Below are 24,707 nucleotides of genomic sequence, written 5' to 3' on the forward strand. Positions count from 1 at the left end.
AAGAAGTCAGCCTTAGACGCGGATGGCGAGCCGCAGGCCGCCCCAATGCCGACCGTTGACGAAGATTGGCGCGGAGATATCCTTCATCAGTACGAAATTGCCGGCGCCCATGTCGCGGCGATAGGTCTGGACGAGGAAGGGTTGCGTACCCTTTCCGGCGGCAAGGCCGACGCGGTCGTTGAAGATGCGGCGGTTGCGGCAATTGGCGGTGTTCCAGTCCGGATCGTTCGGCCGCTGCGGATGCGAGAATTTGCGATTGTGCGTCGGCAGATAACCGTTCTCGTCAACGGCCGCACAAAAGGCGATGCGCTCGTCCGCCTCGACCACCGGCTCGAGAATGGCCGGCAGTACACGATCGGTGAATTCGGTAAACCGCGTCATCATCTGAACCGGATTGCTGCCGGGGATCTGGCGATATTGCCGGTCGAACAGGGCATCCATGCCGATGGCACCGGAAGCGACCGCCTTTTCGAACAGTGCCGAAACGCTTGTCGCTGCATCGCGGACAGAGCGGATATAGGGGCTGTCAGGCGTCTCAAGGCCGGCGCTCGCCGTCACCTGGATGATCTTTTCGGAAACCGCGACGACCGAATCGACCCTCGAAGAGGCTTTCTGAAGCATCTCGCTGGACACACGGATTTCACCGGACATCCCGCTCAACTGCTCGGCAAAGGCGGCATACTGCCGATCGATGGTGCCGGTCGTGCCGGCAACGGAAGAGGCATTGTCGAGAATGGTCGACATCACCTGTTCCATGCTGGCAAACGAACCCTGGATATCGGCCGCCTTGCCCTTGACGCTTTCCGCCGAGACCGCGGCTTCCTGGCCGGCGCTGCCGAGACGTTCGATGCGCTGGCGCAGGTCGCTCAGCGTCTTCTGGATCGATGCCGTCGTTTGCGAGGTCTGCAGTGACAGCGCCCGGACTTCGGCAGCAACAACGGCAAACCCCTTGCCGGCATCCCCGGCCCGCGCAGCCTCGATCGCTGCATTCAGCGCCAGAAGGTTTGTCTGCCGGGCAATGGCCCCGATCTCGGAGGCAAACCGGTCGACATCGGCGAGTGCGCCGGAAAAGGACGAAATTTCTGTGCCGATCTCGCGGGTTGCGGAAACCATGTGTTCGATTTCCGCCAGCGATCCCTGCAGCCGGTTTCCCTGTTCACCGAGCACGGCGCGGGCCGTGGTGGCGGAGGTATCGGTTTCGCGCAGCGAGCGGGCGACCTCGCCATTGGCGGCGGCAATGCTGCGGGCCGTGTCGGTCACGGTGGAAAAGACGGCAGCGTGGCGGATGGAAAGGGCGGCGGCGTCCTGGATTGCGCCGGCAATATCGACGAGGTCGACACCAAGCCCGGCCGCCTCGCGCGCCAATGCGCCGACCACAGTCTTCAGATTCAGGCCGCCGGTGTTTTCCGCGGCATTATCGTATCCGGAAACATCTTCCGGCATGCGCAAAACCGTGCTCATCGTCCACTCCGCCTCCTGATCCGGAAAAGTCTAGGGCGAACATGGTTAATGAAGCGCAAATCCTCGCAAAACGAGATGCATCTTACGACTTAAGTCTCATACGGCGTGTCGAGGGCCGGACTTTCCTGAATCGATCCCTGTTGTCACAGGGCACCTATTTCCTTGAGCTTTTTCAGGACCTTGTCGTTCGGCTCGCCGGTCTGCGGCAGGCGGTAGTGTTTTTCGAAATGACGGATAGCAGCCCGGGTCTGCTCGCCCGCCACGCCGTCGATCGAGACATCCGCATAAGCCAGATTGCTCAGGCCCTTCTGGATGTGCATGACCATTTCGTTGGAGGCCGGAATATCGGCCTTCGGAATGAATTGCGGATCGATCTCGGCGTTGCGGATTGCTGCAGCCACCGGGTCGATATCGCCCTTCGTCGCCTTGACGTTTTCGAAAGGCCGATCCGCCGGCTTTACGGCCGCTACGCGCTGTGGCGCCTTGCGCAGGGCGATAAGCAGTGCGGGGTCCGGGTTGCCGGTTTCAGGCCGTCCGGACAGTTTTTCGAACCTGAAAATGGCGGCCGCCGTCTTCGGCCCGATCTTGCCGTCGGCCGGCCCGTCATAGAGCCCCTGGCGGGCGAGTTCGGTCTGGATGCTGGTCACGAGTGCCGCATCAGACAGCACGGCCGGCTCCTCGTCAGCCGGTCTGCGTATCTGCGTTGTGTCCTGTGCGGGTGTATGCTCGATGCTCGCTGTCTGCGTTTCCGGCTCCTGCGTGTCGCCTTCGCGCTCGATCACGAAGGTCGTCACCTTGCGGGGCGCAAGGCCGCCTGCCCCATCCTCATCCAGCGTCGCCGGATTGCCGGCGATCTCGGGTTGGGTAAAGGGAATGCGGGTGCGCAGGAACGGCGACGGATGTGCGCCGGGCTGGTACCACAGCGCATTGGCGGCGACGAAGCTGAACACGACGACAAACGCCGCCGTGCCGCCAAAGGCAGCCGGATGCCGCGATGCCAGGCGACCACTGAACGCAATGGCCCGCACGGCAAGGCCCGGTCCGCGCCGGGCTGCCTGTTTTTCTCAGGCTGTTTTCGCTTGCGAGTCGTCATGACCTGCGCCCCCGTCCATGTCTCCTGCACTGCCATTGCCTCGTCCCCGAAGCGCCGGTCCGACAGCATTTCCGTTTGTCGTATGACTGTCGGTCCGTTCCTTCAAGCGCGGCGGAAACTCGACCATGGTGTTTTCCACGGCGCTGTCGTGTTGAGCCGTGCGGATACCGGAACCATCGAGCGAAATTGTGATCGTGATCACGGTTCCTTCACCCGGCCGGCTGCGAATGTCGAAGCGGCCCCCATGCAGTCCCACCAGTCCCTTGACCAGCGACAGGCCGAGACCCGTTCCCTCGTATTTCCGCGTATAGTCGTTTTCGATCTGCACGAAGGGCTGGCCAAGCAGGCCGAGTTTGTCCTCGGCAATGCCGATGCCGGTATCACTGACGATCAGCTTCATATCCCCGCCTGAGGTTTCCGCATCGATGGTCACCAGGCCGCCGCGATCAGTAAACTTGATGGCATTGCCGACCAGATTGATAAGGATCTGCTGGATCGAACGCTGGTCGGCATTGACCTCACTGACAGTGCGGGCAATCCGGCTTGTCAGTTGCACGCCCTTGGCACGCGCCTGCAGCCCCAGCATGGCTTCGCAGGCCTTGACGACGTCGGAGACCATGAAGGGTTCCGGGATCAGTTCGTAACGGCCCGCCTCGATCTTGCTCATGTCCAGCATGGTGTTGACCACCGACAGGAGATGCAGGCCCGACTGGTTGATCAGGCTGACATATTCGCGCTGACGATCGTTTTCTAGCTTGCCGAAATATTCGCCCGAGAGGATATCGGAAAATCCGAGAATGGCGTTGAGCGGGGTGCGCAGCTCATGGCTGACGGCCGCCAGGAAACGCGTTTTGGCGTCGTTGGCCTGCTCGGCGATCTTCGCTTTCTGCGCGGCCTCGGCACGCAGGTGCGCTTCTTCGGACACATCCCGAGACTGCACCAGGATCGAGTCGAGGGCTGCATCGCGGCCGGCAATCGCCGTCATCTCGCAGCGCATGTACACGAACTGTTCGCCCTCGACAAAAACGCTCGGCCGTTCCATCCGGATATCGATGGTTGCCCGCTCGGTACCCTGTCGCAGGAGATCGATCGTCTGCAGGAAGACGATGCGGTCGGACACATGGATCTGCTCTAGGAAACCACGGCCCGAGGGATCACGCATCCATGAGAGATAGTCGGCGGCGTCGCGGCCATAGAGACCGGTGACGGAGCCGCGGATATCATGCACGGTCACGAGGCCGGCGAACCGGTCATAGATCGGCGCCATATCGATGACGACAGGTGGGGTTACAACCGCGACCGGTGCCTCACGCTCCTCGCGGTAACGGCTGTAAGCAATGCCGCAGACCGCAAGCATCAGCGCACAGGCGACGACGAGAGCTGCACCGACGGGCAGCGCCAGTGAAATCGGCAGAGCGAGCGACAGCAAAGCCGGCACGATCGGAAGGGCAATCAGCGTCGATGCGGCAACTGTGCGCAGAACGGCGACTTCACGGCGTCGGCTGGGCACGCCGGCCACCTGCCGCGGTAACCACAGGCCGGCCACGTCATCCACACAGGACGCCATTCTTCCAGCAATGTTACGCAATACGCTCACGCTTTACCCTGCATCTTGTTCTTGTCCACAGTCGCCACCCTTTCTCAAGGGCGGTTCCCGCGGCTGGCTCCGAAGGGCTTTCACCGCTCCTCGGTACCGCATTCTAGCGGTTGCTCCGCCTGTCTAGAATTTCGCACCGGCGGCTTAATGAAAGAATAAATGAAGGCTACCGAAACCTGCCGGAATCCCCGGAAAGTCCCATTCCGGGACAGAATCCCGAGGCTTTGTCTTTTGTGGTTAATGGGGCGTAAGCGATGGATTTTAGGCGGTTTTTGCCCGCGCATTAACACCTGTGGCAAGGTGTCAGGCATGACAATCCAGCGTTTGCGGGCTTGGCCGCGCCCCGTCCGCCACGATGATTAATGGCAGCCGCTAAAAGGCGATGCAAATGCCATTCAAATGCCGAAGAATCCAATTTTATGAAAACTCGGCACAAATGCGAACGGTTTTGGCAAAGGCATTTTCCGATTTCCTTCCTATTGTGATCGGACAAGGCGGCGAAAAGCGATGGATCCGGCAAAGACCGGCAGGCTGCGCCGCCGTAGAGATGGATGGGCAAACAATGTGGTTTCTGATCAAGGGAACATTCTGGTTTTCGCTGGTGCTGGTGCTTCTGCCGTTTCTCGATCCGGCAAGCACGGACACGCTGGAACGCGGCCCTAAGGTCGATGTCGGCGATACGTTCTCCGCCGCGACCGAAGCCTTCGGCTATATCAGCGCGATCTGCATGGAGAAGCCGGATGTCTGTGAAAAGGGCGGCGAAACCTTCGTGGCGCTCGGTCACCGGGCCCGGGAAGGCGCACGCATCGCCTATCAGTTTCTCGACCAGCAATTCGCCTCGCCGGATGATGCGGTCATGACAGGGACGGTCACTGTGCAAGCCGCCGGCGACCCCAACGATACCCTTGCCGTGGACGCCGAGGGCGACACCGTACCACTGTTCAAGCACACACCTGTCCCGGAACCGCGCATCGAACCGAAAACGGCACGGACCAACTAATCATCGTCGTCCGGCTGGTGTGCCACCTCTTTTCGACTTTGCCTGACTGACCTCGCCGCTTGCCGGCAGCCGTGCGGAACGCCCATCCCGCACGGCTTTTCTTTGTCGCCAGGAAAGAGCCTCAGAATGCCGCATGCTTTTGCGGTTCTCATCCGTCCGACGATCCCCTATATCATCGGGCATGGACCAGATGCCGGATACAAGCATGACCCCGATTGACAAGATCATCGACGACTTCGCCTTCCTTGAGGAATGGGAGGATCGCTATCGCTACGTGATCGAGATCGGTAAGGCGCTGCCTGTCATGCCGGAGGACCAGCGCACAGCCGAACACAAGGTGCAGGGCTGCGCCAGTCAGGTCTGGCTCGTCACCAGCAAGGCCGAGGAAAGCGCCGACCCGATACTGACCTTTGCCGGCGAATCCGACGCGCATATCGTGCGCGGTCTCGTCGCCATCGTGCTCGCCATCTATTCCGGCAAACATGCGTCGGAAATCGTCAGGCTCGATGCGCTCGACGTCTTCGGCAGGATCGGCCTTGTCGAGCATCTGTCGGCGCAGCGCGCCAATGGGCTGCGCTCCATGGTCAAGCGCATCCGCGAGGAAGCGGCGCGCGAACTGGTCGCCTGAGGGCGACTACATCCCTCCGCGAGGCCTGTTTTGCCGAGGATCGACGATCGCATCGGCGATGTCGGGTCTATAGCCTTCGGCGCCGCAGGCGCTCATCCGGCTGCGGCTCGGCGGCGGCGCATAATGCCTTGCCAGCGCCATCAGCGCCGCGCGCAGCATCAGCTTGGCCGAGCGCACCGGCCATTGCCGCTCGCGTTCTACCGTCTCCAGCCCTTTTTCGAAGCAGCAGACATCAAGCGCCACGCCCGACAGTTCCGGGCCGATCGCCTCGACGGCGGCGCGCACCCTGCCCCGCGCCGAGATTGCGCTGTCGCAGAGATCACCGGTGCCGCCGGCCATGCCTTTGGTTTTGGTTGAAAGACGCGGCTCGTAGCGCATTGTGAGTTGCGGCTGCAGTTGCGCGCGGGTGAAATCGGCATGCAGCCGCAAGCCGGCGTCGAGCGCGGCCGCCGTCAGAAACGCCTCTCCGGACTTTTCCTTGAGCCGCGCCACGCCACCGAGCGGCGATTCGGCCAGATTGACGCGGACGCGCTGGCGCCGGTCATCGACAAGCATGCTCTGCTCCTCAATCTCGCGGTGCTGGTCCTGGAAGCGTTCCTCCGGCACAAGCGCCGCCCGGCGCAGAAAAGTTGCCGCCTGCGGTGTCGCCTGGAGCGTATCGCCGCGCCGAACGAGCAGACCGAGCGCGCAGGCTTCAGCCAGCGCCCTTTGAGAAAAGATCGTCCCGCCTCGCCCGCCCGGCTGACAACCACCCCGGCATCGCCGCCATTGTCGCAGATCAGGGCCTCCCGCCCCGCCACATGGCGCACGAGCTTGACAAGTTCCCCCTGCTTGAAAGGCCCGCCCTCACGCATCGTCGCAACCTCCTGCCGTGCCGAACACCGAGAGGATGACCCGCTCCACCGCCGCGACAAAATCGTCGAAGGCCGCATCGTCGCGGCGATCCTCGACGACAGCGCAGGCGTGGCCGACGGTCGTGCGGTCTCGACCGAAGACCTGGCCGATATCGGTCAGTGAAATCTGCAGCACGACATGGCTGACATACATGGCGATCTGGCGGGCATGGCAGCTGGAGCGCCTGCGGTCGCGGCGCAGTTGCACCCGGTCTCCCACCAGCATCAACATCTCGGCCGTCACCTGTCGGACGATGCCGCAGAGAATACGGGCCGACAAGTCGCGATAGGGTCCTCGCGACGGGCCACGAAGACTGTTGGCAGGGCCGCCGCCGGCCGGAACAATCGCGGACGGTGTCGTTTCTCCCGAAAAGGGAAAACGACGGGACGGCATTCTGGAACGACTGATCTTGGTCACGGGCATGAACGCACTCCTTTAATAGGAATTAATTCATACACCTTAGTGTGATTACGGGGATGGAAGGAACCGACTCTTCACAACCAAGCGTTGATTTTCCAATGTTTTCAGCAATACGGAAAAGAAAAATAGGTATTTTTTCCTCACTCGAAGAATCAAAAGACCGGAGCGGTTGATCCACTCCGGTCCAAATCTACGGCATCGGACGCCGTGCAGCGTGCCCGCCTTATTTGGCGCGGCGCTTGCGGCGCTGGCCGAGACCCATTTCCTTGGCAAGGCGCGACCGCGCCTCTGCATAGGCCGGGGCAACCATCGGGTAATCAGACGGCAGGTCCCATTTTTCGCGGTAGTCTTCCGGAGACAGACTGTGGTGCGTCATCAGGTGGCGCTTCAACGACTTGAAGGTGCCGCCACATTCCAGGCAGGTGATCTGGTCGTCCTGGACCGACTTGCGGACAGATACGGCAGGCTTCGGCTTTTCCACCGCCACGACGACCGGCGCTGGGCTGTTGGTGCCGTTCAGGGCGGAATGCACGTCGGCAATCAGGGTCGAAAGCTCGGCAACCGGGACAACATGATTGCTGACATAAGCAGCGACGATCTCGGCGGTAAGTTCGACCAGTAGATCATGGCCCGCGCCAAGCGTTGAGTCCGTCATTCTTTTTTCTCCTATCGGATTTTTACAAACGCGCCTGAAACGAAAGAATTCAAGCACAACTGGAACCTGTTCGAAAGAGTCGCGAAACCAGCGTTTTGCAGGCCACGGACGACAAAATCCTGATGGCGCCATCACAACCTATGAAACGCACCAGCAAGCCATCCTAAAACTTCGATCCCCAAGGCGAAAGCCCTTGCCAAAACACAAGTGGGCCCGGAACGCCAAAGCAACAGCCAATATTCGCAACCCATGCTGGAATTTTCGGCGGAAGTAATATTGCAAGCGACACTTTGCCGTTACTCGATTAACACTGATGCCACAAAAGTCCAATAACATTTTGTGCGCTATTGGCGGATGTCATCTTGAAATGTGCGATGAAATCGTCAGCTGTTGGAAACACTACGTTCCATCAGGAATGCGTTGCCAAGAAGAATGGCAGATGAAGCTTTGGCAGGCCATTCGAGGCCTGCACCTGCAATGTCTGCCGCCGGCTTTTCACACCGTGCCGTTCGGGCCAGCCTTGTCGCGCGGCATCTGATCGACCACGGAGAGCGGATGCAGCCGCTGGCCGGCCTGATGCGCGGCCTTGGCGAGAAGATGGGCCGAGATCGGTGCCGTCAGCAGGAAGAACAGGAAGCCGGCCAACGCGCGGAGCAGGATCGCCGCGTCTAACGCATGGAGGCCAGCCGCGATCAGTAAAAGTCCCGAACCGACTGTGCCGGCCTTGGAAGCAGCGTGCATGCGCGTGTAGAGGTCGGGAAAGCGCAACAGGCCAAGCGCTGCCAAGAGGCTGAACAGCGCGCCGGCAAGCATGAGTACGACAACCACCAGGGTCATTGCCATACCCAGCGGCTCCTGTCCGATGATCGGGGTATCCATCAGCGCTCTCCCCTGCGTTTGCGGCGCGCCGCCTGCCGTGCCTTGCCGCCCTTCGGCAGGCGCAAGTGAGGCGTCACCTCCGACTTTTCCGACGAGAGTCCACGGGCCAGAATGAAGCGGGCAAAAGCGACGGTCGCGAGGAAGCCGACAAGCCCAAGCGCAATGGCGATATCGATATAGAGATTGAACCCTGTTCTGACCGCTATCGTCGCAATGAAACCAATGGCGATGGCCACCAGCATGTCGAGCCCCAGAACCCTGTCGGCGAGCGAGGGGCCGCGAATGATGCGCACCACGGTCATCGCCAGCGCCAGCGACAGGACGACGAGCGTGAAGGTGGTTGCCGCTTGCAGAATATCGGCCGGGTTCATAGCGGGAAAGCCTCCCTGATGCGCCGCTCGAACCCTTGGGCGATGTCGCGTTTTGCAGCGCTCGGATCGGAGCAGTCGAGCGCGTGCACATAAAGCATGCTGCGGTCGGCGGAGACGTCGACCGACAGGGTGCCCGGTGTCAGCGTGATCAGGTTGGCGAGAAGCGTGATTTCGAAATCCCTGTTTACGCTCAGCGGAAAGGCGAAGATGCCGGGTTTCAGCTTCATCTTCGGCTGCACGACGAGGATGGCGACCTTGATCGCCGACAGCGCCAGTTCCCTAAAAACAGCCCGCAGAGCAGGAGGAGCTTCAGGGGCCGAACGGTCGACCAGACGGGATCGACCTGCTCGCGGACCAGCCAGAGCGAGACCGCGCTGATGCAAAGGCCAAGCAGGAGATTGAGCAGGGAGACGCTCCCCGTCACCGCAAGCCAGAGACACGCCATCAGCAGGAGGGTGACTGTTCGCTTCATGGTGCGATACCTCCGGCCGGAAAAACGGAACGGATATAGTCTGCCGGATCGGCAAGCGTCACTGCGGCGCCGCGCACGAGCGCGAGCAACGGCTCGGGATAGAGACCGACACAAAGGGACAATGCCGTCAGTCCGGCCAGCGGCCAGAGTATGAGGGCGGGAAGGACGGTCGAAACGGGTGTCGCGCCTGCGGGCATCTCGGGCGCCGGACGCCAATAGGCGAGCAGAAAGATCTCGCGCGGTGGCGATCGTCGTCACGAAGCCTGCCAGCAGCAGGCTTGCCGCCAGCCAGCCGGCGCCGCCATCAAGTGCTGCCTTGACCAGCATGACCTTCGGCCAGAAGCCGGAAAACGGCGGCAGGCCGGACACCGAGAAGAACAGCATCAGCGACAGCGCCGCCAAAAGCGGATGGCTGCGATAGATCCCGCCCAGAGCCGCTAGCGAAGAACTGCCGCCCGCCCGGGCGGCAAGCCCCGCCGCGAAATACAGCGCCGTCATGACGATGATCGAATGCAGCGCGTAGAAGACCGCGCCGCCAATGCCTTCCGGCCCGCCCAGCGCGACACCGGCCAGCATGGCGCCGATGCCCGATATCACGAGAAAGCCGAGCAGCCGGCGGATGTCGGTCTGCGCCAGCGCGCCGAAAACCCCGGTCAGCATGGTCAGCACGGCAATGAGCGACAGAACGAGGGTCAAACGGTCGAGCGACACCGGAAACAGCATCACGCCGACGCGGATCAGCGCATAGATGCCGACCTTGGTCAAAAGCCCGGCAAACAGCGCCGAAACAACCAGGCGTGGCGTGTGATAGGAGGCGGGTAGCCAGAAGTTCACGGGAAAGGCGGCAGCCTTCATGCCGAAGGCGAGAACGAACAGCCCCGTCAGCGTCATCAGCGGTACCCGGTCGGGCGTTGCCTGCGCCTTGAGCGCGATATCCGCCATGTTCAGCGTTCCGAAGACGCCGTAGAGCAGGCCGGTGGCAACTAGGAACAGGGTCGTCGCCATCAGGTTGAGGAAACCGTACTTGACCGCGCCGTCGATCTGTCCGCGCTCGGAACCCAGCACCAGCAGGCCGAAGGACGAGATCAGCAGCACCTCGAACCAGACATAGAGATTGAAGATATCGCCGGTCAGGAACGCGCCGTTGACGCCCGCCATGAGCAGCATCAGGAACGGATAGAAGCCGTAGCGCCGTCCGCTGTCATTGACGTCGTCGAGCGCCGCAATCGCGCCGGCAAGCGCGACGATGCCGGCCGCCAGCGCAAACAGCGCGCCGGTCAGATCGACAGTGAAGGCAATGCCGAACGGCGGAAGCCAGCGACCCATCACCATCGTCACGGGCCCATTGGCGGCGACATGGAAAAGCAGCGCGGCATTCAGCGCGACAAGCAGCCCAAGCGCCGGGATGGCGAGGATGGCGTGGGCGCCGACCCGGCGGCGGACCATCATCAGCACGGCGCCGATGAGGATGCACCAGGCGACCGGCAGGATCACCAGCCAGTCGGCAAGCGCCGTTGGCGTCATCACCAGGGCTGCGGAAAAATCTGTAGAAGAAGAGGATACGGCCATGCGTCAGTACCTGAGCGGCGGCGGGGCTTCGCCGTCGGGCTCGGCCACGCGCATCTCGTCGGTGTTGTCCGTTTCGAGCACGCGATAGGCGCGCCAGGACAGGACCAGCAGGAACGAGAAGAAGGAGAAAGAAATGACGATGGCCGTGAGGATCAGTGCCTGCGGCAGCGGATTGGCGGTTTGGACGGTCGAGATGTCGAGGCCGGCGCCGATGACGGGCGGCACATCGCGCAGGATGCGGCCGCTGGCAAAGATCACCAGGTTCACGGCATTGCCCAGGATCGCCACGCCGAGCAGCACCCGGATGATGTATTTGGAGAGCAGCAGATAGACCGCGACGGCAAAGAATATCCCGACGAGGATGGCAAAGATCGGTTCCATCAGTCCTCGCCCCTTTCCTCAAGCGCCAGCACGACACCGGTCAAGGCCCCGACGACGACGAGATAGACGCCTATATCGAACAGCATGACGCTCGACAGCGGCACCGGTTCGCCAAGGATGCTGGGCTCCACCCAGATGCCGGTCATGAAGGGAACACGCAGGACGATCGAGATCAGCCCCGCCACGGTCGACAGCAGAAGGCCGGCACCCGCGATCGCCAGCGGATGAAAGACGATCGCGCGCCGCACGGTCTCGACGCCATTGGTGATGCCGTGGATGGCAAGTGCTGCAACCGCGATCAGGCCGCCGATAAAACCGCCGCCCGGCTCGTTATGGCCGCGCAGGAGCACGAAGATCGAAAACATCAGCATCAGCGCGATCAAAGGGGGCGGCCGTGCGCAGGATCAGCGATTTCATCGGCCCGCCTCCCTTACATCCTGGGCGGCATCCGGGTCCACATCCGGATCATTGTCGGCCATCCGCACCAGCGATCCCGCGCGCAGGCGCACGAGCGACAGGATGGCCAGCGCCGCAATCATCACCACGGCGATTTCGCCGAGCGTATCCGTGCCGCGGAAGTCGACGATGATCACGTTCACGACATTGGCGCCATGGGCGATCACCTTGGAATGGAGGTTGAAGAAGTCGCTGAGCGTCGTATCGAAGGGCGCCTGCGTCACCGCCATCAGAAGCAGGCAGAGCCCGAGGCCGCAGACGAGCGCAATAGCCGCATCCGGCAGCGTCTGGCGGAACGGCCGGCGGTCGGAGGGCGAGAGCCTGAGCCGCGTCATGACAAGCGCGAGAATGACCACGACCAGAGTCTCGACCATGAACTGCGTGAAGGCAAGGTCCGGCGCACCATAGAGCAGGAAGATAACAGCAACGGCAAATCCCTGGATGCCGAGCGAGACGATCGCCGTCAGCCGGTCCTTTGCCAGCACGACGGTGATCAGGCCGATGACGGCGATCCCCATGATGGCAAGTTCGTGCCATGGCACGTCATTTGGAAACACCGGCGGACGCGGCAATTCGCCGAACCACAGGGGCGTGGCGAGGAGTACCACAGCCACCGCGACGAAAGTCACGGTCATGTAGGTATCGAGCCGGCCGGTCTGCAGCCGCCGCGTCAGCCCGTGGGAAAAACCGATCAGCCCGCGCATCGCCTGATCGAAACCGCGATCCGGACCCCAGCCGATATCGGCAAGGATACCCGCGATCAGATCGCGCAGGCGATCGAGAAAACGATAGGCGAGAACACCGAGCGCCACCGTCAGCGCGGACAAGGCGAGCGGCACGCCGAGATGCGGCACAAGCGCGATATCGACCCGGCGCATTTCCCCTGCGATCGCCGAGGCCATCGGCGTCGAGATCAACTGATGCGTCAGCCCGGCCAGAACAGCGATGGCGAGCCCCTTCAAGGCGAGGACCGACGGGCCGATCCAAAGCAAAGCCGGCCCCTCATGCGCCGACTTTGGCGTCTTGACGACAGGACCGAGGAAGGGCTTGAACGCAACGGCAAAGGCGACGGCAAACATCAACGCATTGCCGATGATGGCAATCGTTGCAAAGGCGATCGACCAGCCATCGAAGCGTCCGACCGCATAATAGATTTCCTCCTTGGCCAGAAAGCCGAAGAAGGGCGGCAGGCCGGCCATCGACAGGGCGGCGATGAGGGCAGCGGCAAAGGTGATCGGCATGGCGCGCCGCAGGCCGCCGAGCTTGCGGATATCGCGCGTACCCGCTTCGTGGTCGATAATCCCGGCGACCATGAACAGGGCGCCCTTGAACAGCGCATGGGCGACGAGATAGAGCACCGCCGCCTCGAGCGCATGCGGCGAGCCAAAGCCGGTAAGCAGCACCAGAAGCCCGAGCGACGACATGGTCGTATAGGCAAGCATCATCTTGAGGTCGGTCTGGCGCACCGCAAGCAGCGCCCCGATGATCAGCGTCGCACCGCCAAAGAGCGGCAGGAGCGTCTGCCATTCCGGCGTGCCGCCGAGCGTCGGGTTGAGGCGCATCAGGAGATAGACCCCGGCCTTCACCATGGTCGCCGAGTGCAGATAGGCCGAAACCGGCGTCGGCGCTTCCATGGCATTCGGCAGCCACATATGGAACGGGAACTGCGCCGATTTCGTCAGCGCGCCGCCGAGCACCAGCAGCAAGGCAGCCAGATAGAGCGGATTGGACTTGATCTGCGCCGCAAAGGCGGAGAGTTCGGAGAATTGAGAGACCCCCGTGATGCCCCAGATCAGAAGGAGGCCGGCAAGCAGGAACAGGCCGCCACCGCCCGTAACGACCAGCGCCTGAAGCGCCGCGCGCCGCGCCGCCTGGCGTGTGTGATCGAAGCCGATCAGCAGGAAGGAGGTGATCGAGGTCAGTTCCCAGTAGACGAAGAGCATCAGGAAACTGTCGGAGACGACAAGGCCGAGCATCGCCCCCATGAACAGCATCAGGAAGGCAAGGAAGCGGCCCTGATCCGGATGCCCTTTCAGATAACCACCGGCATAGAGCACGACCAGCGTGCCGATGCCGGAAATGAGCAGCGCGAAGGTCAACGACAGCCCGTCGATCAGCCAGGAAAAACGGACGTCGAGAGACGGCACCCATTGATATCCGCCAGTGACAATGTCGCCGGAGGATATCTCGGCCGAAAATCCGGTGAAATGCAGGAAGATGGCAGCCGGAAACAACGCCAGCAGCCAGGCGGCATTGTGCCCCAGCATGCGGGTCAGGCCAGGGGCTGCGAGCGCGCCCAGAAACGGCAGAAGGAGCGCCAGAAATGTCAGGGCCATGACATCCAACTTGCGTCTCTCCTCCCTTCAAGAATTGCACACCGCTGCGATCGACCGAACGGGCGACCGCACGACAGCGATGCCCCTGCAATAGGACACGCAGACCGGGAACTCAAGGTTTTCCGGCCTGTTATCCCGGTTTTTGGCGATTGGGGGCCCTTTCATCGTCGATTTCGACGATGTGCTTCACTGCGCTGAAGACGGGGCGATTGCCGGATCGCATGCCGTTTCCTATATGTGGGGCTATCGACAAGGAGAGTGTGACGATGTCCGATACCAAAACCCTGAAAGTCGAAAAAACCGAAGCCGAGTGGCGTTCCCAGTTGACGCCGGAACAATACCGCATCACCCGCCAGCACGGCACCGAGCGGGCCTTTTCCAGTCCGGATTTCGAACTCGGCAAGAAAGGCACCTATCATTGCGTCTGCTGCGGCAAAGCGCTTTACAGCTCCGATACCAAGTTCAATTCCGGCACCGGCTGGCCAAGCTTCACCCAGCCGATTTCGCCTGAGGCCGTCGATGAACACCGCGACACGTCCTACGGCATGACGCGTGTCGAGATCCGCTGCGCCGATTGCGACGCGCATCTTGGCCATGTCTTCCCGGATGGCCCTGCCCCGACCGGCCTGCGGTACTGCATGAACGGTGTGGCGCTGACCTTCGAGCCTGCGGAGGCATAGAGCCGGCAAGCTTTGCCACGTTGAGTGCTATGCCGTTTCAGGACCCCGAAGACGCATTGCTGATGCAGGACAGAACGGCGGAATAATGCACCGCGGCGGCCGTGACGACAAAGCCGTGCCAGATGGCGTTCTGGAAGCGCAGGCGGTCCCAGACATGAAAGATGACGCCGGCGGAATAGATGATGCCGCCGGCAACGATCAGCGTCATCGTGGTCACTGTCAATTGCGACAGAAGCGGCCCGGCGGCAAATACGCCGCTCCAGCCCATGGCAAGATAGAGAAGGATCGCCAATCGGTCGAACCGGCCGGGAAAGACGCATTTGATGAACACGCCGACGGCTGCAATGCTCCAGATTCCGATCAGCATGCCGAAGAGATAAGGATCCTCCCAGCCGCGTTGCAGGAACGGCGTGTAGGTGGCAGCGATCAGGATGAAGATCGAGGAATGGTCGAACCTGCGCAGGAACCACTTGGTCCGCGATACCGGCCAGAGATTATAGATGAAGGAAATCGAGATGGTGGCAACGAGACCTGCGCTGTAGATCAAGGCGGCCACAAGCTGACCGGACGAACTCCACAGCGTCGCGTAGAAAATCAGGGCGGTGACACCGATCAGGGCAAAGACCAGCCCGACGCCATGCACCACGCCATCGGCGATGAGTTCACTGCGGTCATAATTCCACTTGATACCCTTGAATTCCACGGCTTCCTCTTTGTCCGGCACCGGCCTGCCGTTCGATTCTACAACACAATTGTGACGTTTGTCGCGCCGCAACAAAACATCGTCGCGCTAATCTGGCACAGGACGGTTAATCGATCCAGAACCCAGCCTCGCGGCCAAGATCAATTTCCGCAACACGTGACAACAAACCTAGAGCGGCGGCGCTAGCGGTCAATCAGCACCGTGCACTGGCAGTGGCTCGCCACCCGGCTGGCGGTCGAGCCGATGAAATAGTCGATCAGGCCGGGCCGGTGCGAGGCGATGATCACCAGATCGGCGTTTTCGTCTTCCGCGACATTGTTTATGACGCCGGCAGCACCGCCGACGCGGGTCTCGACGCGACCGTTGATGGCATGTTTTTCCTTCAGGGCCAAAAGCGTCGTCGCCGCATGTTTGCGCGAGGCTTCGATGATCTCGAGCGGGAAGTCGACGATCATGTAACCCTGCGCATAGGCGCTCAGGTCCTCTATGGCGTTGAGCAGCACGATCTCGCCGCCGGAATCAAGCAGCGTCTTGGCAATCTGCAAGGTTTTCTCGCCATGTTCCAGCTGGTCCATGGCGATCGGCACGATGATTTTCCTGTACATCACAGGGCTCCTTCGCCTTGCTGCCCGCAGGCAACCGCGTTGCGTGCGGCAGTCCCCTCTATATGGGTATACGCGGCCCAAACGTCATCAGGCCCGGCAGTGTCCAAACCTCGCGATTGTCAACGTTCTGAGAACAGTACATCGCCGACAACGTGGCTTTCTTGAACGGAAACCTTGGCCCATATTGTTTCCAAACAGGCTTTGAGGACCTTCCATGACCGGCATCGACAGACGCGATTTTCTCAAGGCTTCGGCGACAGTCGCGCTTGCCACCGGCGTTGCCATGAAAGCGCATGCAGAAAGCACGACGATGACCGATTTCCCTGCCACCCATGCCGTCGCCATGCCGGCCTATGTCGATCATTCGCATCTGGTCGTGCGTGATCTGCCCATGGTCTCCGCCTGGTATCAGGCGATGCTGGGCCTGAAGCCAATCGAAAAGACCGCTAGCGGCGAAGTGCTCGGCGTCGGCGGCCGGCCGCTCCTGACGCTGACGACATCAGGCAATGCGGCCCAGGCGCCGCATAATGCGCCCGGCCTGTTCCACACCGCCTTCCTGATGCCGGATCGCGCCGAGCTTGGCCGCTGGCTGGCGCATATCGCCCACAACAACGTGCCGCTGCAGGGCGCCTCGGATCATCTCGTCTCCGAGGCGATCTATCTCGGCGACCCCGAAGGCAACGGCATCGAGGTCTATCGCGACCGGCCGCGCGAGGAATGGACTTATCTGCAGGACGGCATGGTCAAGATGGCAACCTTGCCGCTCGACCTGCAGAAGCTCTACGACGAGGCGGACAAATCTGCCTGGAGCGGCATGCCCGACGGCTCGGCCATTGGCCACATCCACTTGCAGGTGTCCGACATTCCGCAGGCGAACGCCTTCTTCCGCGACGTGCTCGGGCTTGACCTGATGGCGACCTATCCCGGCGCGAGCTTCTTTGCGTCAGGCAAATACCACCACCATGTCGCCGCCAATATCTGGAACTCGCGCGGCGCACCCAGGCGCGAAGGCAACATGACCGGCCTTGCCGACTACACCGTGCATTTCAACGATGCCGCCAAGCTGGAGAAGGCCGTCGCCAAGCTCGACGAACTCGAAATCCCAACGACGAGAAACGGCGACGTCGTGTCGCTGATCGACCCCTGGGGTATTGGGTTGAAGCTGGCGGTGTGAGGGTTTTGCGAATAGAGCGGAAACGTCTAGGGCACACCGACGGTTGAAGGAGACAGATCTTTTCGGCACTATTTCCAGACATCCGGAACAACCTTTATGGCCGATAGCCTTGAAAACATGCGCAGCAACCCACGCGCCGACTGGCGCATAACCGACGTCGAGGCGGTATGCCGCGAGTACGGTATTCGTTGCGAAGCTTCGCGATCCGGTAGTTCTCACTACAAGATTACTCATGAGCGCATGCGCGAGATCCTGACCATGCCTTTCAAACGGCCGATTAAACCTGTATATATTCGCAAGCTCGTCGCCTTCATCGACGCCGTAGAGGACGGGAAATGACACAGCTTGAATACGAAGTGGTCATATCTCCGCTATCCCCCGAGGATGGCGGCGGCTTTGCTGCTGTTGTACCCGACCTGCCCGGCTGCATGAGCGATGGCGAGACACCCGAAGAAGCCGTGTCCAATGTGTTGGACGCGATCGGTGCATGGATCGAAGCCGCGCAAGATTTGGGTCGCGCCGTTCCTCCACCATCGCGCCGCTTGGTATCCGCATAATTCACCTTTCGACGTCGTGTCGCTGATCGATCCCTAGGGCATTGGGCTGAAGCTGGCGGTTTAGAGCATCGCCCCTCCGGTTTGATGCCCCACACCTTCTTTTCAAGAGTTAGTGTGTTGCCCCGGAGCCGCCGACCGCGACGATCGAGAAGGGCTGGCCTTCGACCGGAATGGTTGATGTCTCCTTCAGGGACTGGGGGTCAACCATCCGCACCAGCCCGTGGCGGGGATCGGTGATGGCGATGCGGTCGCCGGCCACGGCAAGGCGCGGGCGGGGATCGCGCCAATGTCCGTCCTTGCTGTAGGGCTCGGTCACGATCGCGGATCGTGTGATCTCGCCGCTGACGACATCCAGCACATGAAGCTTGCCATCCTCGGTGATCACATAGGCGTTGCGCGGATTGATGGGATCAAGCGCAAAATCCACCCGGCGGGTTTCAAGCTCGACCAGGCGATACGGTGACGGACCGTCGGGGTCGATCAGCACCAGCTTGTCCTCGCCGTAATTGCCAAGAAAGAACTGCATCGCCTTTCCACCGAGGAGCGTCGAGACCTTGCCCGACGGCAGATCCTTTCCGTAGGGGAGCATTTCGAATTTCGGGCCATCGATGCCGCCGGGGCGCACGATCAGAACACCCTCTTCACAACCGAAGGCGACAAGCCGGGCAGATGCCGCTTCGCCGTGAAGCCCGGTGCAGGGGGCGATACCGCCAAGCTGCTTGCCCTGCCGATCGACGGCCCGCAGACCAAGGCGCGGCGGAAGTTCGTCCGGCTTTGCCGTCGCCTCCATGTTGGGAACGGAAACGAGCAGATTTTTCCCCATCGGCACGGCCACACCATGATGCGGGGCGGTCGTATCGATGCTACCCGCATCGCGACGGCCATCGATCAGCACCGATTCCGAGAAAAGGTCGGCCTTGCCGCCGCGATCGTAGAAAACGACGATGTCGTCATCATGCGTGACGACATGTCCGGGCTTCTGACCGGTGATCGCCCCCGGCAGGAGCTTCGGCTCCGAGACGTCAATATCCCGGTGCTCACCATGGTCGGCCAGTGCAATGCCCGTCGAAAGGACGTGCACGGTGTCCTTGTCCCCCTGTACGGCAAAGACGGTCCGTCCGGTGTCGCTCGCGGTCAGCGCGGCGTAGCCCGTCACGTCAAACCTGCCGAGTTCGCTTCCGGTTTTCGCATCCAGCGCCCGCACGACAGGTTTGGTGTGATCCGCAACGAAGAGCCGCCATGTCTCCTTGCCCTCCTCTGCATAGGTGGTGAGCGGCGAGAGGACTGTTGCCGCGGCTATGGCGGCGACCCTTATCGGCTTGCCAAGATGGATGGACATAACTTCTCCTTACAACAATAAACGTAATAACATTACGTATTGATTGTTATAAAGTTACATCTGGCTTGTCCAGCCGAAATTCAGAACGGCACGTAACGATGCCACCAGGGTGTTGCGTTCACCAACCCATCGGCTTGATGTAGCGGCCGAAGACCCAGCCCGTCTGCCAGTCGCCGTTCTGGCCCGGATCATGCCAGATCTGGCACCAGGTGGAGCGCACGGCCTTGCGCTGGGCGCCGGTCGACCAGCCGGAAATTTCGTTGAGATCAATGCCGTTCATGCAGCGGCCGGTCATCTGCAGGGTGGTGCCATCAGGATAACCGGCACGGACGGCCGATTGCGCCGACGGCCAGGCCCGCGCATTCAGCACGTCGTCCCAGGCGACGTCCGACACCTGCCAGGCGACGAAGGTATTGGCCATCGCGGCCGGTGTGGTGATGGCAAGGGCTGCAACAGCCAGCGCAATGTTCAACAGGGTCTTCATGGTCATGTCCTCTTTGAGCCGGGCTTTGCCGACGGTCGTTTCGGTCCCTGATCCTGTTGTAGCTCAACGGCAACGCATCGCCGGTTCCGGAGGGAACAAGAGCCAGCTCTCATGGGGCAGCGCACTCGACCAGATTGTTCGGCGTCACCACGCACCTGGCCTCGTTCCTGGCGGCACATGCTGCCAGCATCGCCATCGCTGCAACGATCAGAAGCATCCGGCTCATCAATATCGGCTCCACGTGGGGACTGTTTCGACAGCCGCTCAGCAAAAAGCCCCGCAAACCATTTAGGCTTGCGGGGCTTGATCTTGTCAAACGCAAGTTTTCGCAATCAGGCGGCGCGGCGGCCGTAGGTTTGCTGCGAGGATCCTGTTTGCTCCAGCTTGAAGCGGGCAAGCAGCGTTTGCAGCTGGCGGCTTTCTTCAGCGAGCGTTTCGCTGGAGGCGGTGGTTTCCTCGACCATGGCCGCGTTCTTCTGCGTCATCTGGTCCATGTGGTTGACAGAGGTGTTGATCTCGGCCAGCGCTGTCGCCTGTTCGCGGGCGGCGGTGGCGATGCTCTCGACATGGTCATTGACCTGGAGCACCAGCTGTTCGATTTCCACCAGCGCATCGCCGGTTGCCCGAACCAGCGCGACGCCGCCGCCGACTTCGGATGCCGAGGCGCTGATCAGCGTCTTGATCTCCTTGGCGGCATTGGCCGAACGCTGGGCCAGCTCGCGTACTTCCTGGGCAACGACCGCAAAACCGCGGCCGGCATCCCCTGCACGGGCCGCCTCGACGCCGGCGTTCAGCGCAAGCAGGTTGGTCTGGAAGGCGATCTCGTCGATAACGCCGATGATCTGGCCGATCTTGGCTGAAGAATCCTCGATACGGCCCATGGCGCTGACCGCATTGCGGACGATCTCGCCGGACTTGCCGGCGCTGTTCTTGGTCTCGCGCACCATGTCGCGGGCTTCGTTGGCACGCGATGCCGAGGTGCGGACGGTCGCAGTGATCTCGTCAAGCGCTGCCGCCGTTTCTTCCAGTGCCGCCGCCTGCTGCTCCGTGCGCTTGGAAAGATCGTTGGCGGCCGAGCTCAGCTCCGAAGAGCTGTCCTTGATCGTGCCGGCAGCGCCGCGGACGTTCTGCATGGTCGAGCGCAGGGTCACCATCGTTGCATTGACGTTGGTCTGCAGTTCGGCGAATGCACCCTGGAACCGGCCGTTCATGCTCTGCGAAAGGTCTGCATCCGCAAGTGCCGCGATGACGCGGCGCACTTCGGCGACAGCGAGGTCGATGCTGCCGACCAGTTCGTTGACGCTGCCGGCGAAGCGGTTGAGGTCCTCGTTCTGGTAGTCCTTGCCGATACGACCCGTGAAATCGCCGGCAACGGCAGCGGCAACGACCGCGCTGATGCTCGACTGGAGATCGCTGCTCAGCGCCTGCAGGGCTGCTTCCTGCGCCTTCATATCGCGGATCGCCAGCGCATTGCGGCGGAAGATCTCGACCGCACGGGCCATTTCACCGATTTCGTCCTTGCGGTCGACATCGGTGCCGGTGCTCTCGAGATTGCCATCGGCAAGACTGCTCATCGCAGCCGTCAGGCTGCGCACCGGGGCTGCGATGCCGCGACGCGCGACAAGCAGGCTGACGACGGTGCCGAGCACGATGCAGAGCACGGCGGCGCCGGCCGCGATCATCATGGCAAGGGTGGAGCCTTCAAGCGCATCGGCGCGGGCTTGCGCCAGCGAGGCGCCGGAATACGTGCTGTATTCCTTGATGGTGGTGGTGACGATCTTCTGTTCGGCGAGCGCCTTGTCGAGGGCACCAGCGATGGCGACCGCGTCAGCAGGCGCCTTTTCGGCGACATCGACCATGCCGCGGATGGCGGTAAAATAGGTTTCGAGCGTGGCGCGGATCGCATCCAACTGCTTCAACTCTGTCTCGTCGGCGGCCGACTGGATCTTCGGCAGGCGACCGAGCATCTCGCCGGCGCGCTTTTCGGTTTCAGTGCGAAAATCCGCTGCTTTTTCCGGCTTGGCGGCCAGCTGGTAGGTCATGCGGCTGATGGCGATGACGTCGACGCGCAGGTCCATTGCCTCGCGAGCAACCTCTTCCTTGGCGCCAACGGAAACCAGGGCGCTTTCAAGCGAGGCGATCCCGCGTGCCCCGACAAGCGCGATGACCAGCGACGACAGGCCCATGACAAAGACCACGAGGCCGATCTTCTGGAGGATGGAAAGATTGCGAAAGGACATGGACGAACTCCGGCGGCCGGGCCGCGCGCTGCAACGGGAAACTTGGGAAAAGGCTTGATGCCCTCAATCATGCGCGGGGAGAACATTGCGCCGTCAGGACAATTTGCCGGAATTCGGCTAACATGGCGTTAAAAAATGCGGGCCAGTTCGCAGGTGCACACGCCCCTTGCCGGGCATAATCGGTCATTTGTTCGACCCTTCGCCCGGCGTGTCCGCTTTTTCCTTGAACCTTGTGTTCCACGACTCTATCTCCGGTAGACTTGTCCTCGCTTGCCGGAGATCCCCTTGCCCATCTTCCAGAACCTGCCCGCCGCCCCCGTCGCTCCGAAGAAGCCCGTGACCGACACCCGCCACGGCATCACCCGGACGGACGATTACGCCTGGCTGCGCGCCGACAACTGGCAGGCGATGTTCAAGGACCCTTCCCTGCTCGATCCTGATATCCGCGCCCATCTGGAGGCCGAGAATGCCTATATGAAGGCGGCAATGGCCGACACCGAAGCCCTGCAGAAGACCCTGTTTGCCGAGATGCGCGGCCGCATCAAGGAGGACGACTCGTCGATCCCGATGAAGGACGGCCCGTTTGCCTATGGTTCGTTCTTCGTCACCGGCGGCGAGCAGCCGCGCTATTTCCGTGAGCCGCGCGAGGGTGGCGAGCGCGCAGTCCTGCTTGACGGCGACAAGGAAGCCGAGGGCAAGGCTTATTTCCGGCTTGCCGGCATCGATCATTCGACTGACCATGCCCGCGGCATCTGGGGCTATGACGACAAGGGATCGGAATATTACACGTTGCGTGTGCGCGATCTGGCCACCGGAGATGATCTTGCGGACGTCATCGAAAACACCGGTGGCGGCGGCGCCTGGGCGCCGGATGGCAAGAGCTTCTTCTACACAGTGCTCGACGAAAACCACCGCCCGTCGAAGATCTTCCACCACATCATCGGCGAGCCGCAGGCCAATGACCGGCTGGTCTATGAGGAAGAGGATCCGGGTTTCTTCATGGGTGTCGGCGGCTCGGCGCTCGACGATTTCATCTATATCGACATCCACGATCACGAGACCAGCGAATACCGCCTGCTGTCCACCAGCGACCTGATGGCCGAGCCGAAGCTGGTTAGCGAGCGCGAGATCGGCCTTGAATATTCCATGACCGAGGGCGGCGATGTCTTCTACATCCTGACCAATGCCGACGGCGCCAAGGATTTCAAGATCTGCCAGGCGCCCGTTTCGGCGCCCGGTCGCGAAAACTGGACGGACGTCGTGCCGCACACACCGGGCCGGCTGATCATCAGCCACATGGCCTATGCCCGCCATCTTGTCTGGCTCGAGCGCGAAAACGGCCTGCCGCAGATCAAGATCCGCGACCGCCAGAGCGGCGAGGAGCACGCCATCGCCTTCGACGAGGAGGCGTTTTCGCTCGGCCTCCAGGGCGCTGCCGAATACGACACCGACGTCATCCGCTTTTCCTATTCCTCAATGACGACGCCGAGCCAACTCTACGACTACAATATGGTCACCCGCGAGCGCACACTCTTGAAGACGCAGGAAGTGCCGTCGGGTCATAACCCGGACGATTACGTCACCCGCCGCGTCTTTGCCACCGCGACGGACGGCGCGCAGGTTCCGGTCACCCTGCTCTACCGGAAGGACACCGCGCTCGACGGCTCGGCACCCTGCCTGCTCTACGGCTATGGCGCCTACGGCATCTCGATCCCGGCCTCGTTCAACACCAATTGCCTGTCGCTGGCCGATCGCGGCTTCGTCTATGCCGTCGCCCATGTGCGCGGCGGCAAGGACAAGGGCTTCCAGTGGTACGAAGATGGCAAGATGGAGAAAAAGACCAACACCTTCACGGACTTCATTGCCGCCGCTGATTATCTGAATCAGGAGCAGTTCACGTCCTACGCGAACATCGTCGCCGAGGGCGGTTCGGCCGGCGGCATGCTGATGGGGGCAATCGCCAATCTCGCGCCGGAAAAATTCAAGGGCATCATCGCTGCCGTTCCCTTTGTCGATGTGCTCAACACCATGCTCGACGACACGCTGCCACTGACCCCTCCCGAATGGCCGGAATGGGGCAACCCGATCGACGACAAGACAGCCTACGAGCGCATGGCCGCCTACAGCCCCTATGAAAATATCGGCGAAAAGCCCTATCCGGCGATCCTGGCCTTGTCGGGTCTCACCGATCCCCGCGTGACCTATTGGGAGCCGACCAAATGGGTGGCCCGCCTGCGCGAGAAGACCACGGGCTCCGCGCCGATTCTGCTCAAAACCAACATGGACGCCGGCCACGGCGGCGCCTCTGGACGGTTCCAGCGGCTGGAAGAAATCGCGTTCGAATATGCGTTTGCGATCAAGGTGACGGGGAAGATGTGAGAGATCGCGCCAACCGGCAGAGATGACTTGCTTCGAACTGGGCTAATTTCTCGTTTTTGAAAGAGCAGCGTAGTCCTTGGCGCCGGAAACGACCGTGGTAATCCGGATCGTTTCCGCGTCAACGTGATAAAGAATGACAACACTTCGTTCAAAGATGGCCATGCGTATGCCTGCCGCAATGTCCTCTCGTGCGACGCCGCCAAAGGGAGCGTCGGCGATCTTTTGCAACGGTCCCTAAGACGTTTAATGTAGGCTTGAGCCGTCTGCAGGCTTCCGCTCGCTTCCGCCACATAGTCGAAGATCGACCGAATATCACTTTGGGCGGAACGCCTAT

22 protein-coding genes and 4 pseudogenes are annotated in these 24,707 nt (G+C 61.6%); 7 read left to right on the forward strand and 19 right to left on the reverse strand.

Features of this window, described 5'->3' with window-relative positions:
* Positions 1–12: 12 nt before the first annotated feature.
* From P6U16_RS04575 to P6U16_RS04585, 3 genes and pseudogenes are all read right to left on the reverse strand, one after another.
* Entirely contained in the window at positions 13–1,443 is a 1,431-nt protein-coding gene (locus P6U16_RS04575) for a methyl-accepting chemotaxis protein (protein ID WP_277704005.1), read from the reverse strand.
* A gap of 161 nt (positions 1,444–1,604) precedes the next feature.
* Positions 1,605–2,554, reverse strand: a pseudogene (locus P6U16_RS04580) (peptidoglycan-binding domain-containing protein).
* Positions 2,526–4,121: a HAMP domain-containing sensor histidine kinase gene (locus P6U16_RS04585; RefSeq protein ID WP_277704006.1), complete on the reverse strand. Its 1,596-nt coding sequence runs from the start codon at positions 4,119–4,121 to the stop codon at positions 2,526–2,528. The pseudogene P6U16_RS04580 and the gene P6U16_RS04585 overlap by 29 nt, the downstream one beginning before the upstream one ends.
* A 592-nt stretch (positions 4,122–4,713) precedes the next feature.
* Between P6U16_RS04585 and P6U16_RS04590 the strand changes: the two genes are divergently transcribed.
* Entirely contained in the window at positions 4,714–5,151 is a 438-nt protein-coding gene (locus tag P6U16_RS04590; RefSeq protein WP_277702779.1) for a DUF5330 domain-containing protein, read from the forward strand.
* Positions 5,152–5,356: 205 nt separating this feature from the next.
* Positions 5,357–5,779: a SufE family protein gene (locus P6U16_RS04595; protein ID WP_277702780.1), complete on the forward strand. Its 423-nt coding sequence runs from the start codon at positions 5,357–5,359 to the stop codon at positions 5,777–5,779.
* A gap of 6 nt (positions 5,780–5,785) precedes the next feature.
* Here P6U16_RS04595 and P6U16_RS04600 read toward each other — a convergent pair whose 3' ends face one another.
* The 10 genes and pseudogenes from P6U16_RS04600 to P6U16_RS04645 form a co-directional block, all read right to left on the reverse strand.
* Complete coding sequence (locus P6U16_RS04600; RefSeq protein ID WP_277702781.1) at positions 5,786–6,334, reverse strand: DUF6456 domain-containing protein; 549 nt, start codon at positions 6,332–6,334, stop codon at positions 5,786–5,788.
* A 291-nt stretch (positions 6,335–6,625) separates the two neighbouring features.
* Positions 6,626–7,096 (reverse strand): helix-turn-helix domain-containing protein, encoded by a 471-nt coding sequence (locus P6U16_RS28310; RefSeq protein WP_349017675.1) that lies wholly within the window; start codon positions 7,094–7,096, stop codon positions 6,626–6,628.
* A gap of 220 nt (positions 7,097–7,316) precedes the next feature.
* Positions 7,317–7,748: a MucR family transcriptional regulator gene (locus P6U16_RS04610; protein WP_277702782.1), complete on the reverse strand. Its 432-nt coding sequence runs from the start codon at positions 7,746–7,748 to the stop codon at positions 7,317–7,319.
* A gap of 495 nt (positions 7,749–8,243) precedes the next feature.
* Positions 8,244–8,591, reverse strand: coding sequence for a monovalent cation/H(+) antiporter subunit G (mnhG, locus tag P6U16_RS04615; RefSeq protein WP_277704008.1), 348 nt, complete (start codon positions 8,589–8,591; stop codon positions 8,244–8,246).
* A gap of 35 nt (positions 8,592–8,626) precedes the next feature.
* A complete protein-coding gene (locus P6U16_RS04620; RefSeq protein ID WP_277702783.1) occupies positions 8,627–8,998 on the reverse strand; it encodes a cation:proton antiporter in 372 nt (123 codons plus the stop codon).
* A pseudogene (locus P6U16_RS04625) lies at positions 8,995–9,470 on the reverse strand (Na+/H+ antiporter subunit E). The gene P6U16_RS04620 and the pseudogene P6U16_RS04625 overlap by 4 nt, the downstream one beginning before the upstream one ends.
* Positions 9,467–11,039: pseudogene (locus tag P6U16_RS04630) on the reverse strand (Na+/H+ antiporter subunit D). The pseudogenes P6U16_RS04625 and P6U16_RS04630 overlap by 4 nt, the downstream one beginning before the upstream one ends.
* A gap of 3 nt (positions 11,040–11,042) precedes the next feature.
* Complete coding sequence (locus P6U16_RS04635) at positions 11,043–11,420, reverse strand: Na+/H+ antiporter subunit C (protein ID WP_277702784.1); 378 nt, start codon at positions 11,418–11,420, stop codon at positions 11,043–11,045.
* Positions 11,420–11,837: pseudogene (locus tag P6U16_RS04640) on the reverse strand (Na(+)/H(+) antiporter subunit B). The gene P6U16_RS04635 and the pseudogene P6U16_RS04640 overlap by 1 nt, the downstream one beginning before the upstream one ends.
* A complete protein-coding gene (locus P6U16_RS04645) occupies positions 11,834–14,221 on the reverse strand; it encodes a putative monovalent cation/H+ antiporter subunit A (protein ID WP_277702785.1) in 2,388 nt (795 codons plus the stop codon). Before P6U16_RS04645 ends, P6U16_RS04640 begins: the two are co-directional and overlap by 4 nt.
* Positions 14,222–14,478: 257 nt before the next feature.
* On the opposite strand from P6U16_RS04645, the gene msrB reads away from it, so the two are divergent.
* Positions 14,479–14,892 (forward strand): peptide-methionine (R)-S-oxide reductase MsrB, encoded by a 414-nt coding sequence (gene msrB / locus P6U16_RS04650; RefSeq protein ID WP_277702786.1) that lies wholly within the window; start codon positions 14,479–14,481, stop codon positions 14,890–14,892.
* A gap of 37 nt (positions 14,893–14,929) precedes the next feature.
* Here the strand turns inward: msrB and P6U16_RS04655 are convergent, their stop codons facing one another.
* Together P6U16_RS04655 and P6U16_RS04660 are read right to left on the reverse strand one after the other, a co-directional pair.
* Positions 14,930–15,595, reverse strand: a complete 666-nt coding sequence (locus P6U16_RS04655) for a hemolysin III family protein (protein ID WP_277704009.1) — start codon at positions 15,593–15,595, stop codon at positions 14,930–14,932.
* Between the two features lie 182 nt (positions 15,596–15,777).
* The gene (locus tag P6U16_RS04660) at positions 15,778–16,200 is read right to left on the reverse strand and encodes a universal stress protein (protein WP_277702787.1); all 423 of its coding nucleotides are present in this window, start codon (positions 16,198–16,200) and stop codon (positions 15,778–15,780) included.
* Between the two features lie 214 nt (positions 16,201–16,414).
* On the opposite strand from P6U16_RS04660, the gene P6U16_RS04665 reads away from it, so the two are divergent.
* The 3 genes from P6U16_RS04665 (at position 16,415) to P6U16_RS04675 (ending at position 17,931) form a co-directional block, all read left to right on the forward strand.
* Complete coding sequence (locus tag P6U16_RS04665) at positions 16,415–17,374, forward strand: VOC family protein (RefSeq protein WP_277702788.1); 960 nt, start codon at positions 16,415–16,417, stop codon at positions 17,372–17,374.
* A 96-nt stretch (positions 17,375–17,470) separates the two neighbouring features.
* Positions 17,471–17,713 (forward strand): type II toxin-antitoxin system HicA family toxin, encoded by a 243-nt coding sequence (locus P6U16_RS04670; protein ID WP_277702789.1) that lies wholly within the window; start codon positions 17,471–17,473, stop codon positions 17,711–17,713.
* A complete protein-coding gene (locus tag P6U16_RS04675; RefSeq protein WP_277702790.1) occupies positions 17,710–17,931 on the forward strand; it encodes a type II toxin-antitoxin system HicB family antitoxin in 222 nt (73 codons plus the stop codon). The genes P6U16_RS04670 and P6U16_RS04675 overlap by 4 nt, the downstream gene beginning before the upstream one ends.
* A gap of 109 nt (positions 17,932–18,040) precedes the next feature.
* On the opposite strand, the gene aztD is transcribed toward P6U16_RS04675, so the two are convergent.
* The 3 genes from aztD to P6U16_RS04690 form a co-directional block, all read right to left on the reverse strand.
* Positions 18,041–19,270, reverse strand: a complete 1,230-nt coding sequence (gene aztD, locus P6U16_RS04680; RefSeq protein ID WP_277702791.1) for a zinc metallochaperone AztD — start codon at positions 19,268–19,270, stop codon at positions 18,041–18,043.
* Positions 19,271–19,388: 118 nt separating this feature from the next.
* Positions 19,389–19,754 carry an SH3 domain-containing protein gene (locus P6U16_RS04685; protein ID WP_277702792.1) on the reverse strand — a complete coding sequence of 122 codons (366 nt, stop codon included), beginning with the start codon at positions 19,752–19,754 and terminating at the stop codon, positions 19,389–19,391.
* A gap of 332 nt (positions 19,755–20,086) precedes the next feature.
* Positions 20,087–21,994, reverse strand: a complete 1,908-nt coding sequence (locus tag P6U16_RS04690) for a HAMP domain-containing methyl-accepting chemotaxis protein (protein WP_277702793.1) — start codon at positions 21,992–21,994, stop codon at positions 20,087–20,089.
* A 285-nt stretch (positions 21,995–22,279) separates the two neighbouring features.
* Between P6U16_RS04690 and P6U16_RS04695 the strand changes: the two genes are divergently transcribed.
* Positions 22,280–24,373 carry a S9 family peptidase gene (locus P6U16_RS04695; protein ID WP_277702794.1) on the forward strand — a complete coding sequence of 698 codons (2,094 nt, stop codon included), beginning with the start codon at positions 22,280–22,282 and terminating at the stop codon, positions 24,371–24,373.
* 42 nt (positions 24,374–24,415) lie between these two features.
* Here P6U16_RS04695 and P6U16_RS04700 read toward each other — a convergent pair whose 3' ends face one another.
* On the reverse strand, positions 24,416–24,601 hold the full coding sequence (locus P6U16_RS04700; protein WP_277702795.1) for a hypothetical protein: 186 nt from the start codon (positions 24,599–24,601) through the stop codon (positions 24,416–24,418).
* Positions 24,602–24,707: the final 106 nt, after the last annotated feature.

Origin of the sequence: Rhizobium sp. 32-5/1, assembly GCF_029537235.1 — a bacterium.
Lineage (GTDB): Bacteria > Pseudomonadota > Alphaproteobacteria > Rhizobiales > Rhizobiaceae > Pararhizobium.

Coding starts and splice junctions, on each gene's coding strand:
- P6U16_RS04575 (WP_277704005.1), bottom strand. CDS start 1,443: ATGCCGGAAGATGTTTCCGGATACGATAATGCCGCGGAAAACACCGGC.
- P6U16_RS04585 (WP_277704006.1), bottom strand. CDS start 4,121: ATGGCGTCCTGTGTGGATGACGTGGCCGGCCTGTGGTTACCGCGGCAG.
- P6U16_RS04590 (WP_277702779.1), top strand. CDS start 4,714: ATGTGGTTTCTGATCAAGGGAACATTCTGGTTTTCGCTGGTGCTGGTG.
- P6U16_RS04595 (WP_277702780.1), top strand. CDS start 5,357: ATGACCCCGATTGACAAGATCATCGACGACTTCGCCTTCCTTGAGGAA.
- P6U16_RS04600 (WP_277702781.1), bottom strand. CDS start 6,334: ATGCTTGTCGATGACCGGCGCCAGCGCGTCCGCGTCAATCTGGCCGAA.
- P6U16_RS28310 (WP_349017675.1), bottom strand. CDS start 7,096: ATGCCCGTGACCAAGATCAGTCGTTCCAGAATGCCGTCCCGTCGTTTT.
- P6U16_RS04610 (WP_277702782.1), bottom strand. CDS start 7,748: ATGACGGACTCAACGCTTGGCGCGGGCCATGATCTACTGGTCGAACTT.
- mnhG (WP_277704008.1), bottom strand. CDS start 8,591: ATGGCAATGACCCTGGTGGTTGTCGTACTCATGCTTGCCGGCGCGCTG.
- P6U16_RS04620 (WP_277702783.1), bottom strand. CDS start 8,998: ATGAACCCGGCCGATATTCTGCAAGCGGCAACCACCTTCACGCTCGTC.
- P6U16_RS04635 (WP_277702784.1), bottom strand. CDS start 11,420: ATGGAACCGATCTTTGCCATCCTCGTCGGGATATTCTTTGCCGTCGCG.
- msrB (WP_277702786.1), top strand. CDS start 14,479: ATGTCCGATACCAAAACCCTGAAAGTCGAAAAAACCGAAGCCGAGTGG.
- P6U16_RS04660 (WP_277702787.1), bottom strand. CDS start 16,200: ATGTACAGGAAAATCATCGTGCCGATCGCCATGGACCAGCTGGAACAT.
- P6U16_RS04665 (WP_277702788.1), top strand. CDS start 16,415: ATGACCGGCATCGACAGACGCGATTTTCTCAAGGCTTCGGCGACAGTC.
- P6U16_RS04670 (WP_277702789.1), top strand. CDS start 17,471: ATGGCCGATAGCCTTGAAAACATGCGCAGCAACCCACGCGCCGACTGG.
- P6U16_RS04675 (WP_277702790.1), top strand. CDS start 17,710: ATGACACAGCTTGAATACGAAGTGGTCATATCTCCGCTATCCCCCGAG.
- aztD (WP_277702791.1), bottom strand. CDS start 19,270: ATGTCCATCCATCTTGGCAAGCCGATAAGGGTCGCCGCCATAGCCGCG.
- P6U16_RS04685 (WP_277702792.1), bottom strand. CDS start 19,754: ATGAAGACCCTGTTGAACATTGCGCTGGCTGTTGCAGCCCTTGCCATC.
- P6U16_RS04690 (WP_277702793.1), bottom strand. CDS start 21,994: ATGTCCTTTCGCAATCTTTCCATCCTCCAGAAGATCGGCCTCGTGGTC.